General features: G+C 31.3%; 16 protein-coding genes. 11 read left to right on the top strand and 5 right to left on the bottom strand.

Annotated features, from left to right (window positions below):
• Positions 1–696: 696 nt before the first annotated feature.
• Entirely contained in the window at positions 697–1,701 is a 1,005-nt protein-coding gene (purM, locus tag V6U76_RS01465) for a phosphoribosylformylglycinamidine cyclo-ligase (protein WP_333023245.1), read from the bottom strand.
• Positions 1,702–1,866: 165 nt separating this feature from the next.
• Between purM and V6U76_RS01460 the strand changes: the two genes are divergently transcribed.
• The 10 genes from V6U76_RS01460 to ribB all read left to right on the top strand — a co-directional run bounded on the left by V6U76_RS01460 (position 1,867) and on the right by ribB (position 9,485).
• Positions 1,867–2,202, top strand: a complete 336-nt coding sequence (locus V6U76_RS01460; protein WP_333023244.1) for a hypothetical protein — start codon at positions 1,867–1,869, stop codon at positions 2,200–2,202.
• Between the two features lie 1,313 nt (positions 2,203–3,515).
• A complete protein-coding gene (gene rpsM / locus V6U76_RS01455; RefSeq protein WP_333023243.1) occupies positions 3,516–3,884 on the top strand; it encodes a 30S ribosomal protein S13 in 369 nt (122 codons plus the stop codon).
• A 13-nt stretch (positions 3,885–3,897) separates the two neighbouring features.
• Complete coding sequence (rpsK, locus tag V6U76_RS01450) at positions 3,898–4,284, top strand: 30S ribosomal protein S11 (protein WP_333023242.1); 387 nt, start codon at positions 3,898–3,900, stop codon at positions 4,282–4,284.
• Positions 4,285–4,312: 28 nt separating this feature from the next.
• On the top strand, positions 4,313–5,392 hold the full coding sequence (locus tag V6U76_RS01445; RefSeq protein WP_333023241.1) for a DNA-directed RNA polymerase subunit alpha: 1,080 nt from the start codon (positions 4,313–4,315) through the stop codon (positions 5,390–5,392).
• Entirely contained in the window at positions 5,389–5,784 is a 396-nt protein-coding gene (gene rplQ, locus V6U76_RS01440) for a 50S ribosomal protein L17 (protein WP_333023240.1), read from the top strand. Before V6U76_RS01445 ends, rplQ begins: the two co-directional genes overlap by 4 nt.
• 5 nt (positions 5,785–5,789) lie before the next feature.
• Positions 5,790–6,146: a YraN family protein gene (locus tag V6U76_RS01435; protein WP_333023239.1), complete on the top strand. Its 357-nt coding sequence runs from the start codon at positions 5,790–5,792 to the stop codon at positions 6,144–6,146.
• 7 nt (positions 6,147–6,153) lie between these two features.
• Positions 6,154–6,717 (top strand): ATP synthase F1 subunit delta, encoded by a 564-nt coding sequence (gene atpH / locus V6U76_RS01430; RefSeq protein WP_333023238.1) that lies wholly within the window; start codon positions 6,154–6,156, stop codon positions 6,715–6,717.
• Between the two features lie 18 nt (positions 6,718–6,735).
• The gene (gene atpA / locus V6U76_RS01425) at positions 6,736–8,274 is read left to right on the top strand and encodes a F0F1 ATP synthase subunit alpha (protein ID WP_333023249.1); all 1,539 of its coding nucleotides are present in this window, start codon (positions 6,736–6,738) and stop codon (positions 8,272–8,274) included.
• A 14-nt stretch (positions 8,275–8,288) separates the two neighbouring features.
• Entirely contained in the window at positions 8,289–8,795 is a 507-nt protein-coding gene (greA, locus tag V6U76_RS01420; protein WP_333023237.1) for a transcription elongation factor GreA, read from the top strand.
• Between the two features lie 54 nt (positions 8,796–8,849).
• On the top strand, positions 8,850–9,485 hold the full coding sequence (gene ribB / locus V6U76_RS01415) for a 3,4-dihydroxy-2-butanone-4-phosphate synthase (RefSeq protein WP_333023248.1): 636 nt from the start codon (positions 8,850–8,852) through the stop codon (positions 9,483–9,485).
• Positions 9,486–9,495: 10 nt separating this feature from the next.
• Here ribB and hemH read toward each other — a convergent pair whose 3' ends face one another.
• Both hemH and V6U76_RS01405 read right to left on the bottom strand, forming a co-directional pair.
• Positions 9,496–10,515 (bottom strand): ferrochelatase, encoded by a 1,020-nt coding sequence (gene hemH, locus V6U76_RS01410; protein ID WP_333023236.1) that lies wholly within the window; start codon positions 10,513–10,515, stop codon positions 9,496–9,498.
• Positions 10,516–11,409, bottom strand: coding sequence for a hypothetical protein (locus V6U76_RS01405; protein WP_333023235.1), 894 nt, complete (start codon positions 11,407–11,409; stop codon positions 10,516–10,518).
• A 120-nt stretch (positions 11,410–11,529) separates the two neighbouring features.
• Here V6U76_RS01405 and ndk point away from each other — a divergent pair, with 120 nt between their 5' ends.
• Complete coding sequence (gene ndk / locus V6U76_RS01400; RefSeq protein ID WP_333023246.1) at positions 11,530–11,949, top strand: nucleoside-diphosphate kinase; 420 nt, start codon at positions 11,530–11,532, stop codon at positions 11,947–11,949.
• An 82-nt stretch (positions 11,950–12,031) separates the two neighbouring features.
• On the opposite strand, the gene V6U76_RS01395 is transcribed toward ndk, so the two are convergent.
• Both V6U76_RS01395 and V6U76_RS01390 read right to left on the bottom strand, forming a co-directional pair.
• Complete coding sequence (locus V6U76_RS01395; RefSeq protein WP_333023234.1) at positions 12,032–12,511, bottom strand: hypothetical protein; 480 nt, start codon at positions 12,509–12,511, stop codon at positions 12,032–12,034.
• A 62-nt stretch (positions 12,512–12,573) separates the two neighbouring features.
• Positions 12,574–13,616 (bottom strand): ankyrin repeat domain-containing protein (locus V6U76_RS01390; RefSeq protein ID WP_333023233.1); only part of this gene is annotated, 1,043 nt, incomplete at its 5' end.

Genomic DNA, 13,616 nt, shown 5'->3' with positions numbered 1-13,616 from the left:
ATGCAGTCACAAAAGCCCTCTATTTCCAAGGTTTACTTTACAACGTAATCCATAACTGGTTTTTTTAAACCTCATTACCAATCTCATATTATTTTCTAGTAGATTACAACTTTTAGTACAATTTATGCTAGAGATCTATTGATTTTTAAGGTTACCGCAATATCCTTATGATCTGGAATACTTGCTACTGTGAACATCTCTGTAGACCAAGTGTATCTACGATAACATGGTGTTTCCTGCCTTTTATCTTTTTGTAGGCGTCATAACCTCTCGACTCCCTTGAGCAGTCTTTACTGATCGATTATTCCGACATTCGTTTTTATTAACTACTTTTCTTACCTGTTTAACTAAAGCATCGTGTATCTGTTGCAATTATTGTGCCACTAAAATAGTGATCATACACTGTCTTCTATGGAGGAAAATCTTTGTAGCATTCTCCTACTTACAACTACTTCATGTATCGTATAGCATTGACCTAATATCGTGCTTTCTTGGCCGTCCTATTGTTCCTTGTGAAACATGCAGCTCCAGAATTTCTACTCTTTATCACTTATATTGCTTGGATACATTTTCCACCTTTATTTATACTTACTTCGACATACTCTCTCTTCATATCTTTTTAAGACAGGTTCTTAGAAATTAATAACCATAATTGGCAATATTTGAGATTTTATTATTAAATGCATGAGCTACAGGCTATCGGTTATTTAATCTACCTATAATGTGAATTTTCTCTCCTAGAGCATCAAAGTGACTTTCTATAGCTTGAAGGTTTTCATTAGATACTATTAGTACTATGCCTATGCCGCAATTAAATACTTTAGTCATTTCTGATTCACTAATATTGCCATGCTCTTTTAACCATACAAATATTTCTGGCCATTTCCATGAATTTATATCTATATCTGGAATTAAGTTTTCAGGAAGAACACGTGGTACATTATCAATTAGTCCACCACCTGTAATATGTGCGATTCCTTTTACTTGGGACATTATAGGCAATAAAGAAGAAACATATATCTTTGTTGGTGTAAGAAGTACATCCCCCCAAGATCTATTACTCCAAGGAGATAAGTCATTATAATTTATATTACAGTTTTTAATAATGTGTCGTACCAATGAAAACCCGTTCGAATGAATACCACTTGATTCTAGTCCTAAGATGTAATCATCTTTTTTCATGGAGTCATATTTTGGAAGAATTTTTTCTTTCTCAACAATACCAACTACAAAACCTGCTAGGTCATAATGTTTTTTACTATACATTCCAGGCATTTCTGCAGTTTCTCCTCCAATTAATGCTACACCTGCTTTTTTGCAACCATCTGCAATACCAGAAATTACTGATGATACGATCTCCTCATTAATAGTACCAGCAGCAAAATAATCAAGGAAGAAAAGGGGAGTTGCACCTTGTGTTAATATATCATTAATACACATAGCAACTAAATCTATCCCTATAGTTTCATGTTTACCAATTTCTTGAGCTATTAATAATTTTGTACCAACACCGTCAGTAGAGGAAACTAAAATAGGATCTTTATATTTTTTATTGAGATTACTTAAGTCAAACAGCGCAGCAAATGACCCTAATTTACTGATAACTTCTTTATTTGAAGTTGACTCAATAACGGGCTTAACCTTTTTCATTAGCTTGTTATATAAGTTTAGGTTAACCCCAGATTTAACATAAATGTTCATATTTTCTTTAGTAGTAAGTATTACTAATAACTACCTTTATCTTCGAATGGTTAAAATAATATTAACACGCAAGTATAAAAAATACAACGAAATTCTCTTACTGTTGACTACATTACATCACTAATATACGGTAGTTTCAAGCTTCTATAATTATGTAGTTATAAAATGAATGATGATACAAAAAATACACTTACAATAACTGAGCTGTTCTCAGAACATTTACTTCATGACTTTGCCAACTCCATCAGTGGGTTAATTTTTGGTTTTGAAGAACTCAAGGCAAGTGATCAGAATAATACGCAGAAAGAAGTGATTTCTTTGCTTGAAGAAATCTTTAATGACTTAATAAATAAGCATAGGATTATGAGACAAGCATATGCTTATTCAGAGAGTAATCTTAGTTTTGAAAAAACAAAATTAAATATTGAGAGTCATTTATTAAAAAAAAAATTCAGATTAAGTGGGACATTAATCATCTTCTCGTTAAGAAAAATGATTTAGTTGAAAGGATAAACAAGGTAATTTCTAATCTGACACTTACAATAGTAAATTCTATATCTAAAATAAAAACAATGTCTATTGTTTTGGACAAGTGTTTAAATGAGAATATATTAAAAATAGAGGTGTTGAGCTTTGCTCCTTTTAGTAAATCATTTATGGATAAATTAACGAAAAGGAATATTGATGATTTAGATGCTAAAAATATAGGTTTCTATTTAACTTTCTTATTATTAGAGCATTATAGTGCTAGAATTAATTTCCACAATGATCACAACTGCTTAACAATAATCATTAAAATCTAAAATCTTATCAATCAGAGTGCTATTTAAGAAAGTAGTCTCAATAAACAACCTTCTCGGAAATTCTAACTTAGGTACCAAAATGGATAAAATGCATTGATTAAGCATAGGTAATTATGAAAAATAGAACAAATATGTACAGAGTATTTTATGGCAGTAAACATGATTTTTAGAATATTCAAAAATGTGTATTTTTCAGAAATGAATGTGAGCAAATAAAGTATTTGCAAAAATTCATGTTAGGCTGTTGTTTAATTTACAACTAGAATTTCTACTTGCAATTTTTCCACAATCACCTGCATTTTTCTAACCAAGAAAAAACCTATCAACAATCCATCTTTTTGGCAGAAGGTGTGCAATTCATTTCGCTTGATTACCTCAAGCAGTCACATCATCTTACGTAAATCCTATGTGTAAGATTCAGAATTTACATATATTGTAACCCTTTCTAGCTGTATATGCGCTTTTAGCATTAATTAAATACCGCTTTTTAGGATGTATAACTTACTATACAAAATATATCCACAAATCAAAGCTTTCTTGGTTTTATTTTTTCCTCATACATCATCTCCCAACTTATTTACTTATTAAGAGAATAAATACAGGCTCTTAGATACATTATCACTCTAGATACTCCTGTATTGATATTTTTCAACAAAAACCTATAAACTTCAATTCTTCTTTCGAAAGATACTTCTTCCCAGCTTGCTCTGTAAATTGTTTTCACTACATATTTTTATCTTTTTTTTTAATTACACATTTTTTAAGATTTTCATCACTTTATTAAATTCTATTTATTTTCTTACTTGTATTTTATTATCTGCACCAAATAAAATATCTCTATTTATTTTATTCTTCCAATCTCAAAGTGCATATACCTTTTACTTTTTGCCTATAATTCTAATTATGCAAGAGACATGTTATAAAATTTTTACAAATTTCTTTGACCACAAATTTATTTATGATATATTACTAAAATGTTTTTTATAATTAAATGTATTTAGGAGTACAATAGTGGCACGTGTTGCAGGTGTTAACATCCCAATGAATAAATTTGTTCCTTTTGCGTTAACTTATATATATGGTATAGGTATTTCTACTGCAGTTATAATTTGTAAAGCATGTGGAATTTCTGAAAATCAGCGTGTTTCTGATCTGGAAGATAAAGAAGTTGAAAAACTTAGTAATTTCATTAGGTGGAATTATGTTATCGAGGGGGAATTGAGGAAGGAAGTAGCTGTACGTATAAAGTACTTAATAGATATAGGATGCTATAGGGGAGTAAGACATAGAAAAGGGTTACCTGTAAGGGGTCAGAGAACTCGCACCAATGCTAGAACTCGCAAGGGTAAATCTCGTGCTCCTATTGCTGGAAAAAAATAAGTGGTAGGTTAACGTGACAAATTGTGGAGTATCTAACAAGAAGAAAAGAAAAGTCGTTACTGGTGTTATTTATATCCGTGTAACTTTTAATAATGTCTTTATCACTATAGCAGATACTCAAGGATATACTCTGTTGAAGAGTTCTGCTGGAGTTCATGGCTTTATTGGTTCTAAAAAATCTACGCCCTATGCAGCTAGTGTGACTGCAGAATCTGTTGTCAAGGCTGCAGTTGAAAAATATGGCATGAAAGTTGTTTCTATAGTAATACGTGGTCCAAGTTTTGGATTAGAACCTGTTATGAAAGCAATACAGGCTTATGGTTTAGCTGTAACTGCTATGAAGGATTTGACTCCTATACCGCACAATGGGTGTAGATTAAGGAAAAAAAGAAGAGTATAATAAGTTTTATTATTCAAGAAGGTTATTTATGTTTTGTAATGATGATAATGTTAGTTCTGTACATGATAACTGGGATAAGTTAACTAAACCTAATACACTAGAGTTAGTATTAAGTGATTCTTCTCCAAACAAAGGTCAAGTGGTATTAGAGCCACTGGAAAGTGGTTTTGCCCTAACATTGGGTAGTGCATTAAGGCGTATTATGCTTTCCTCCCTTAGAGGCTTTGCAGTTTATGGTATAAGAATTGATGGTGTGATGCATGAGTTTGCTTCTATTCAAGGAGTAAGGGAAGATATAACAGATATCGTATTGAATGTCAGTATGCTTAAATGTAAATTAAATGATATATCTAATAAGTCTTTGAATATAAAAGCAAAGGGTCCATGTAAGGTTCTAGCTAGCATGATAGAGGTTGATGATGAGTGTTCTATTATTAACAAGGATCTTTTAATATGTACAATAGACAGGGATATAGACTTTAATATGAAAATATATATTAAAAGTGGAAAGGGATATGAGCCTGCTTCTCAACCTAAGGGTAAGAATTTAAAAATTTCTGATGAGAGGGGTTTAGAGGGGTTTATTCCAGTGAATGCTACTTATAGTCCTGTTGAAAGTGTATCGTTTAAAGTGGAAAATAGTCGTATAGGTCAAGTTACTGATTATGACAAGCTTGTTATGTCGGTAGAGACAGATGGTACAATGTCTGTAAGAGAATCAGTTGCATTTGCTGCAAAAATATTGCAAGAGCAGTTACAATCATTTATTAGTTTTAATGCAAGTAGTAAGGATCATTCCGTTTCTTCTTCAGTGCATAAGGATTTACCATATGACCCTATTTTATTACGGAAGGTGGATCATTTGGAGTTATCTGTTAGGTCTCATAATTGTCTAAAAAGTGAAAGTATTGTTTATATAGGTGATTTAGTGCAGAAAGCAGAATCTGAGATGTTAAAAACTCCTAATTTTGGAAGAAAATCTCTCAATGAAATAAAGGCGGTTTTAAGTAACTTAGGTTTATCATTAGGTATGTACATACCTAATTGGCCACCTAATAACATTGAAGAATTAGCAAAAAATTATACTGATGACTTGGGTGAGATATGAAGCATGCTGTAAAAAAAAGAAGGCTATCTCGTGGTACTGCTCATAGATCTTCAATGTTAAAAAATATGTCGATTTCTCTAATTATTCATGAGCAGATTATAACTACTGTAGTAAAAGCTAAGGAGCTTAGGCCTTATGTAGAAAAATTAATTACAATTGCTAAGAATAAAAATTCTTTGCATGGTAGGAGGCTTTTGTATTCGTATTTATATAATGATAGGGTTGCTGTAGATAAATTGCTAAGTATATTATCTGATCGCTATAGGAGTCGTAATGGTGGGTATTGTAGAATAATAAAATCTGGATTTCGAAAAGGTGATTGTGCTCCTATTGCAGTGATAGAATTAGTAGATAGGAATATTTCAACAAAGGGTATTGTTAAGGTTGCCTAAAAGTTATGTTTCCTGTTTTTCGCTTTTTTATTGGCTACTTTGGCGAGGTATTAGTTTTATGTTACTTTAAGACTAAATGTTATAAAATAGTAAAGCATAGGTATGCTTGTAAATTTGGAGAAATTGATTTAATTGTGTCTAGGGGCAATAAACTAGTTTTTATAGAAGTAAAGACTAGTTTATTAGGAATAGATATACCTATATCTTACTATCAACGTAAGTCTATTGTTAATGTATCTAAATATTTTTTAGGTAAGTATATCTCTTTTAAAAACCATTTAGTTAGTTATGATTTATGTTTTCTTTCTATAAAAAAAGGCTTCATTCATATGAAAAATGCTTGGTGTGAAAGTGGAAATTAGATAAAATATGCAAAGGGTTCAATCTGATAATATAACTTTGTATTATGCAAAAGCTCTGTTTAATGTGTCAATGCATAAGTTGGATGTTATAACTAAAGAGTTAGATTTTGTATTAAACATTTTAAAAAATCAAAATAATTTGTTACTATATTTAGCAAATCCCATTCTCTCACTTCCACAAAAAAAAGAACTCATTCTGTGTTTTAAGGATTATATAAGCAGTAATTTAATAAGCTTTTTTGTCACAATTTTAATAAATAAACGCTCTCATCTTTTACAAAGGATAATAGAAAGATTCCTTCTTATGGTAAAAAAGGAAAAAAATGAAATAGAAGTTATTATAACATCAGCAGTATCTTTACAAGAATCTGATATTTCAATCATCACTGAATCTATGTGCAGTTTAGGTGAGATAGTAAAAGCAGAAAACGTTGTGGACCAATCTTTACTTGGTGGCTTTAGTATTAGATATGGGTTTAATGTAATAGACTTATCTTTAAAAAACTATTTAAATAAGCTAGTAGATTATAGTAAAGTAGAGATTCTAGAATATATTCAATTCTTTAATTAATTCATCAATAAGGAACTCATAATGAAAAGTATAAACACTTCTGAAATAGTTAGTATAATAACAAAAAAGATTGAGAATTTTGATCTTCCTATAGAATATGAAAATATAGGAGAAGTAATTTCTGTAGCTGATGGAATAGCGTTAATTTATGGTCTTGAAAAAGCTAAATTCGGTGAGAAAGTTATTTTTTCTAATAATACAGCAGGAATAGTTTTTAATCTTGAACGCGATGTAGCAGGGGCAGTAATATTAGGTAATGATCGCAATATAAAGGAAGGCGATACAGTGAAATGTAGTGGTGATATAGTACAAGTTCCTGTAGGTCATAAATTACTTGGAAGAGTGGTGAATCCTTTAGGTGAACCTATAGATGGTCTTGGAGTGATAAAAGCCGATAAAGCAATGCCTATAGAATCAAGGGCACCAAGTGTTATTGACCGTAAGTCTGTTCATGAGCCATTACAAACAGGAATAAAAATTATAGATATTCTCATTCCAATAGGCAGAGGGCAACGCGAATTAATTATTGGTGATAGGCAAACAGGTAAAACTACAATTGCATTAGATACCATTATTAATCAGAAAAGAATTAATGATAACATAGAAAAAAATCAGCAAGTGTTTTGTATTTATGTTGCAATTGGACAAAAGACTTCGACTGTTGCAAGAATAGTTAATAGATTAAGAGAAAGTGGAGCTCTAGAATATACTACTGTAGTTGTAGCTGGTGCATCAGATTCTGCTCCCATGCAGTTTTTAGCTCCCTATTCTGGTTGTACAATGGGAGAATTTTTCAGAGACAATGGCATGCATTGTTTAATCATATATGATGATTTATCCAAGCATGCTGTTGCATATAGACAAATGTCCTTACTACTCAGGCGCTCTCCTGGTCGTGAAGCATATCCTGGTGATGTATTCTATGTGCATTCCAGGTTGCTTGAAAGGGCTGCCAAAATGTCTAATGCTAAAGGACAGGGTTCCTTAACTGCTTTGCCAATTATTGAAACTCAAGCAGGTGATGTTTCTGCATATATTCCAACAAATGTTATTTCAATTACTGATGGGCAAATATTTCTTGAATCTGAATTATTTTATAGAGGGTTTCGTCCAGCAGTTAATATAGGTTTATCAGTTTCTAGGGTTGGGTCAACTGCACAGTTAAAATCTGTGAAGCAAGTTGCTGGTTCAATAAAATTGGGTTTAGCGCAATACAGGGAATTAGAAGATTTCACAAAGTTCAGCTCTGACCTTGATGCTAATGTACAATTAACTCTAAATAAGGGTAAGTTGCTTGTAGAGCTATTAAAGCAAAAACCTAATTCACCAATGCTGATAGAAGAACAAACTGTACTAATGTTTGTTTTTTCTAATTTTTATAATCAATTAAGTAATATTAAGATTAATGATATTAGTAAATTTGAGAAAGATTTTATTCTTCATCTGCATGTAACTTGCCCTGAAATTTTAAAAGATTTGCACAACGGAATTACTTCTGATATAAATAATAAGATTTCTTACATTACGAGCAGTTTCATAACTCGTTTTAATAGTTAATATTTGGTGTTATTATGAGTGGTTGTTCTCTATTAAACAAGTCTCCTATGACAAAAGAGGGTTACGAACATATGAGAGCAGAGCTTCAGCTAGAGCTTTCTGAATTAGAAACAGAAAAGTCAACTGTTATACAAGCTATATCAAGTGCACGTAGCCTTGGTGATTTATCTGAGAACGCGGAATACCATGCAGCTCGTGAAAGATTAGGTTTCATTGAAAGTCGTATATCAGAAATAAAATTCAGATTAGATAATGCAGAGCCTATTGATGTAAAAGCTCTGTCAGGTGATACAGTGATGTTTGGAGCAACTGTTACATTAAGCATGATAGGTGATGATAATGAAGTAGAATATATTTATAAAATTGTAGGTGAGTATGAAGTAGATGTTTCAAAAAAACTAATATCCAGTAGTTCACCATTGGGGAGCGCTTTAATTGGAAAAAAAGTTGGGGAGTATGTGGAAGTTACAGTCCCTAGTGGAGAAAAATTATATAAAATAATAAATGTTGAGTTTAAGTAATGTAGGTATATTGTCGTGTCCAGGATTTCTGATATACTATATAATGATTCATTCATGGTGTCTTCTATAGAAGATGTATTGGAAGATGCTTACTTAGGTAAGTTGTTTATCCTGGTTGATGATGAAAATAGGGAGAATGAAGGTGATTTAATAATTTTAGCAGAAAAAGTGACTGCCTCAGCTATCGCTTTTATGATTAGGTACGGTAGTGGTATCATATTTCTTTCTATGACAAAATTTCATATGGAGAAGCTTAACCTCGATTTTATGAAAAAAAGTAATGTAGATGATAAGCATATTCCTCACACAGCGTTCACAACATCAATTGATGCACGTTATGGAATTACGACTGGCGTTTCTGCCAATGATAGAACACATACAATCATTACTGCTATTGATAAAAGAAGTACTCAAAGTGACATTATTACCCCAGGGCATGTTTTTCCTATCATTGCAAATGAAGGTGGGGTATTAGTGCGTAATGGCCATACTGAAGCAAGCGTTGAAATAGCAAAGTTAGTTGGGCTTAGTCATACAGCTGTAGGTTGTGAGATAATGAACTCAGATGGTTCCATGATGCGTTTTCCTGGTTTGCTTGAATTTGCAAAGCAGCATGGCATAAAGTTAACTACTATTAATAAGTTGATAGACTATGTTAAAGTGCATAGGAATACAACTATAATATCTTGAGGTTAATAGCCTACTTATCTAACAGCACTTGAGGATTTTTACACATATACCAGCACATTTTGTGTGTATGCATGCATTGGTTTTGAAAATTATTCAAGCATAAATCAGACAAACATTTTATGAACAAGTGGTCGGTATTCAATGTTGGTACACGGAAGTAATGTTTTTCATTTACAAGTTGTTTGTATTCTATGTCTAGTTCAACTAAAGTTTCAGAATGTTCAGAAACAAAAGTAATAGGTGATAAAACTATTGGTACGTTATCAATTTTTGCACGTAATAACTCGCTTTCAGTGCTTGGTGTTAGCCACTTTATAGGACCAATTTTACTTTGATAGCATATAATAAAATCTAGGCTTTCGATATTCAATGCTTTTACTATCAATTTTACTGTTTCTTCTACTTGCATGACATAAGGATCACCTTTTTGTACTATGCTTATTGGTAAACTATGAGCAGAAAATAAAACTCTTGGTTTGCTGATTCTGCTAGCTAACTTATAATACTTAATAATGAGTTCTGCATGAGCTTCTATAAAGTTTTTATTCTTATAATAGCAACAGATTATTTTTGTATCATAATTTACATTATGTTTTTTTATAACCTCATTCCAATTTTGAATAGCAGATAAGGTAGTTGTAGTGGAATATTGTGGATATAAAGGAAGTAAAATTATTTTATCTGGATTAAATTGTTTCACATTTTTTATAGTTTCATCAGCGAAAGGATGTGAATAACGCATGCAGACAAATACTTTATATCTATTATTTTCTTTTTGATTTAACATTTGTTCTAACATTGCAGCCTGCACTTTTGTATTTTCTAAAATCGGTGATCTACCTCCGATTTTTTCATATATTTTGAGTGCAGATTTTTTACGTATATGTGCAATAAACTTCGCTAATAAAAAACGAAAAGGGTTTGGTAAGTTGATTATTCTTCTATCATAAAAAAGATTAAATAAAAAAGGCTGTACTGAATCAAGTGAATCTGGTCCACCAAGATTAAATAATACAACTGCTTTTTTCACTTAAGCACCGCAGCAGGCCACTTCAGGAGCACCTATCAACTCAGCTACAGGTTCGTCAAATCTTGATAGAGGAACTATGTTTCTTGCACTAGCATATAGTAAATGACCCGATCTTTTAAAGTTACTTTTTGTAGATTTAAAGCTTCTATCAAACATTAAATCAACAAAAAAACTCGGTGCTGCTTCTAAAAATTCAACAACTGCAAGTAGTAATAATATAGAGCTTTGAACAAGTCTTATAGGAAAGGTTAGAAATGTTCTCAAAGGAGTAGAAGTACTGCTTGTTTCTTTCCTACCTGGAAAGTTATATCTAATATATTTATTCTTCTCACTAAAAATAGGATAAATAATATCATCTTTCTTTAGAGTATTTTTTATTTCTTCCTCTGCATCTTTAGTTGTTTTTTCTAGAAATTTTTCACGTAAACCAAAAGTTCTGATGATAAAACATGCGGTAGTCATTAGTGCAATGCAAATAAGTGCACTGCCAACTAGACCTACACTAGAAGGTAACATGCAGCAAACAGCAGGAATGATAATCATCATTTCTAGAAATGGAAGAGTATTCCTTTTTATTGTGAAATCAGCACCTTTCTTTAAGAATTTATATATGTTGTGTTTTTTTTCTATCTCCTCTACTTCATCGATGCCACCACTATTTAGCTGAGCTATAGCTATTTTAACTTTTGGCCTATTTTCACCTTGTTGAATGTTTCTTTTTTGAAATGTGTGTTCATGTATAGTATATTCCAAATAACTTAAAAAAGCTAAATTAAACGTCAGAAACCCTTTTATCCCACAAAAAATTGACGACTTAAGATTATTTATAATTTTTTTATAACCTGTTAAGCTAGTCTGATTTTTACTAGAGTTACTACTATTACAACACGACATTTTAATCTTTTCTTATATTATATAATTAATTATATAATAATAAATTATATATTGCTAATAAAAAGTAATGTTTACAAAGTTAAAATTTATGATTAAATTAAAATCTAAGGTATAAACGTTATTATGGAGAGAACATTATCAATACTAAAGCCTGATGCACTGAAACTTAACATTACAGGCAAAATAAACTCTTATATTGAGAATTCAGGGCTAAAGATCATTGCACAGAAGCTTTTACTGCTAACAAAAAAGCAAGCTGAATTATTTTATGAAGTTCATAAAGATAGGCCTTTTTTCAGTGAGTTAGTTGAGTTTTTAACTTCTGGTCCAGTTATTGTTCAAGTTTTAATTGGTGAAAATGCTGTAAGTAAATATAGAAAAATCATGGGCGCTACTGATCCACAGCAAGCAGAAAAAGGAACAATCCGAGGGGATTTTGCAGAAAATATCAGCGAAAACAGAGTACACGGCTCAGATAGTACAGAAAATGCGCTCAAAGAAATAGCCTTCTTTTTTGCTGAATATGAACTTTTAAATTGAGAGAATGATCTTTATAAAAAACATATAAAGTTTTTGTAAAGAAGGGTGAGCAATAGACCGGAAGGTCTATTGCTCTCTTGACTTAGAGAAAAGCCCATGGATCAGTTTCAGGAGTGCCACCGGAGTCAAATGCTGACTTTAAATCTGCTAAACTTTTTACTAAGCCACCATTCTTATCGCCTACTGTTGACTTTAAAGTTTCTAATTGTCCTGTTAAAGTAGAATTGTTACTTCCAACTGTTGAAGTTAAAGCGTTGAGATCCTTTACTAAACCATTATCATTATCACCTACTTTAGTATTTAACATCTCAAAATTACTCCTATCAGAATTTAATTCAATATTTAAAGATTTTAATAACTTCGTATTTATTAAAGGAATTATATCTTTGTTTAAGACTGAATATAAAAAGTCACCTTTAACATATTGAGTTTTTATTGTGTCATAATTCATAGGTCGTGTTAAAACAATATCTTCTAAGATTGGTTTATTTTGCTGATTATCCATTTTTTTAGCTCCTGCTATATCTTTAGCTAGTGTTTTTTGATTGTCAGTTTTTTCCATATTAATTACCTCGAAAAATAATAAATTTAATTGTTAAAATAGTATAAAAATTGAAACGGTTTTTAAAAACTCCATGGATCAACCATATCAGTAGTACCGCTTTTTAAAGCTTCATTTATTTCACCTACCTTGTCACCTATAACATAAATTTTATCTTCTGCTTCTGTACCGCATTTTTTAAGCATTTCTAGCATGTCATTTACTGTATGAATTATGCTTGATTTCATATCTTTATCTTTTAGTAATTCAGAATCGGTGAGTATTTTATTAATTACGTCTTTAAAGCTAGTCTTTCCTGGAGAAAGCAGCAAACCAGGTCCTATTAAATCATTACTGATTTTTTGTAGTTCACCAGTAATGCTTTCAAGTTTTTGTCCTAAATTACATTTAGTGAATTCATCTTTTACATCGGACAGCACTTTCTCTAACGCAGGTTCTTTCTTACTTAACTTATCCATCTCTTTTGTAAGATCAATCAGCTTTTTTAATGCATCTGTTTTTTCTTCATTAGCTTTCTTAAAATTTTCTTCTACCTTGTGTAGTTCTGCTTCTTTTTGTTTTATTAGATTTTTTAGAGTTTCTTCCTTAGTTTCGCATTCAGAAATCATTTTACGTATTTCTTCATCCTTAGCGTAATATGATGGTTTCTTACCAGCATTATCTATTGCATTACAATTAGCACCATTATCAATAAGTAACTTTATTATTATTTCTGTGTCCGTTCCTTTAGCTGCAAGATGCAAGATAGATTGAGAAAATTGATCTTTAACATTAACACCAGCACCATTATTAATAAGCAATTTTACTGTTTCTATATAATCATTCTTATTGTCTAAAGTAGCATTATGACCAGCACCTATAATTCCAAGAACCAACGGAGTACCGAGCTGCACTTTATCAGGTAGATTGATATTACTTGGATCATTACCAAGCAACATCTTCACTAATTCTTTCTCTCCCCAAAGAGATGCGTAGTGTAAAAGACTTCTCCCATTTGCATCTGTAACTTGAATATCAGCACCTTTTTTGATAAGTAAGTTTATCATCTTTATGATGGAATGATCAAGTCTAAAAGGATCATAAATGTCAGAACGATATAATCTAT

The sequence above is a fragment of the Wolbachia endosymbiont of Pentidionis agamae genome, assembly GCF_036711655.1.
Lineage (GTDB): Bacteria > Pseudomonadota > Alphaproteobacteria > Rickettsiales > Anaplasmataceae > JAZHPY01.
Note: the sequence above shows the minus strand (reverse complement) of the source record. Positions and strands in the feature narration are given on the sequence as shown.

Excerpts from the sequence above, each read along its gene's own strand:
- purM (WP_333023245.1), bottom strand. The coding sequence starts at position 1,701 with ATGAACATTTATGTTAAATCTGGGGTTAACCTAAACTTATATAACAAG.
- V6U76_RS01460 (WP_333023244.1), top strand. The coding sequence starts at position 1,867 with ATGAATGATGATACAAAAAATACACTTACAATAACTGAGCTGTTCTCA.
- V6U76_RS01445 (WP_333023241.1), top strand. The coding sequence starts at position 4,313 with ATGTTTTGTAATGATGATAATGTTAGTTCTGTACATGATAACTGGGAT.
- rplQ (WP_333023240.1), top strand. The coding sequence starts at position 5,389 with ATGAAGCATGCTGTAAAAAAAAGAAGGCTATCTCGTGGTACTGCTCAT.
- V6U76_RS01435 (WP_333023239.1), top strand. The coding sequence starts at position 5,790 with ATGTTTCCTGTTTTTCGCTTTTTTATTGGCTACTTTGGCGAGGTATTA.
- atpH (WP_333023238.1), top strand. The coding sequence starts at position 6,154 with ATGCAAAGGGTTCAATCTGATAATATAACTTTGTATTATGCAAAAGCT.
- greA (WP_333023237.1), top strand. The coding sequence starts at position 8,289 with ATGAGTGGTTGTTCTCTATTAAACAAGTCTCCTATGACAAAAGAGGGT.
- ribB (WP_333023248.1), top strand. The coding sequence starts at position 8,850 with ATGGTGTCTTCTATAGAAGATGTATTGGAAGATGCTTACTTAGGTAAG.
- V6U76_RS01405 (WP_333023235.1), bottom strand. The coding sequence starts at position 11,409 with ATGTCGTGTTGTAATAGTAGTAACTCTAGTAAAAATCAGACTAGCTTA.
- V6U76_RS01395 (WP_333023234.1), bottom strand. The coding sequence starts at position 12,511 with ATGGAAAAAACTGACAATCAAAAAACACTAGCTAAAGATATAGCAGGA.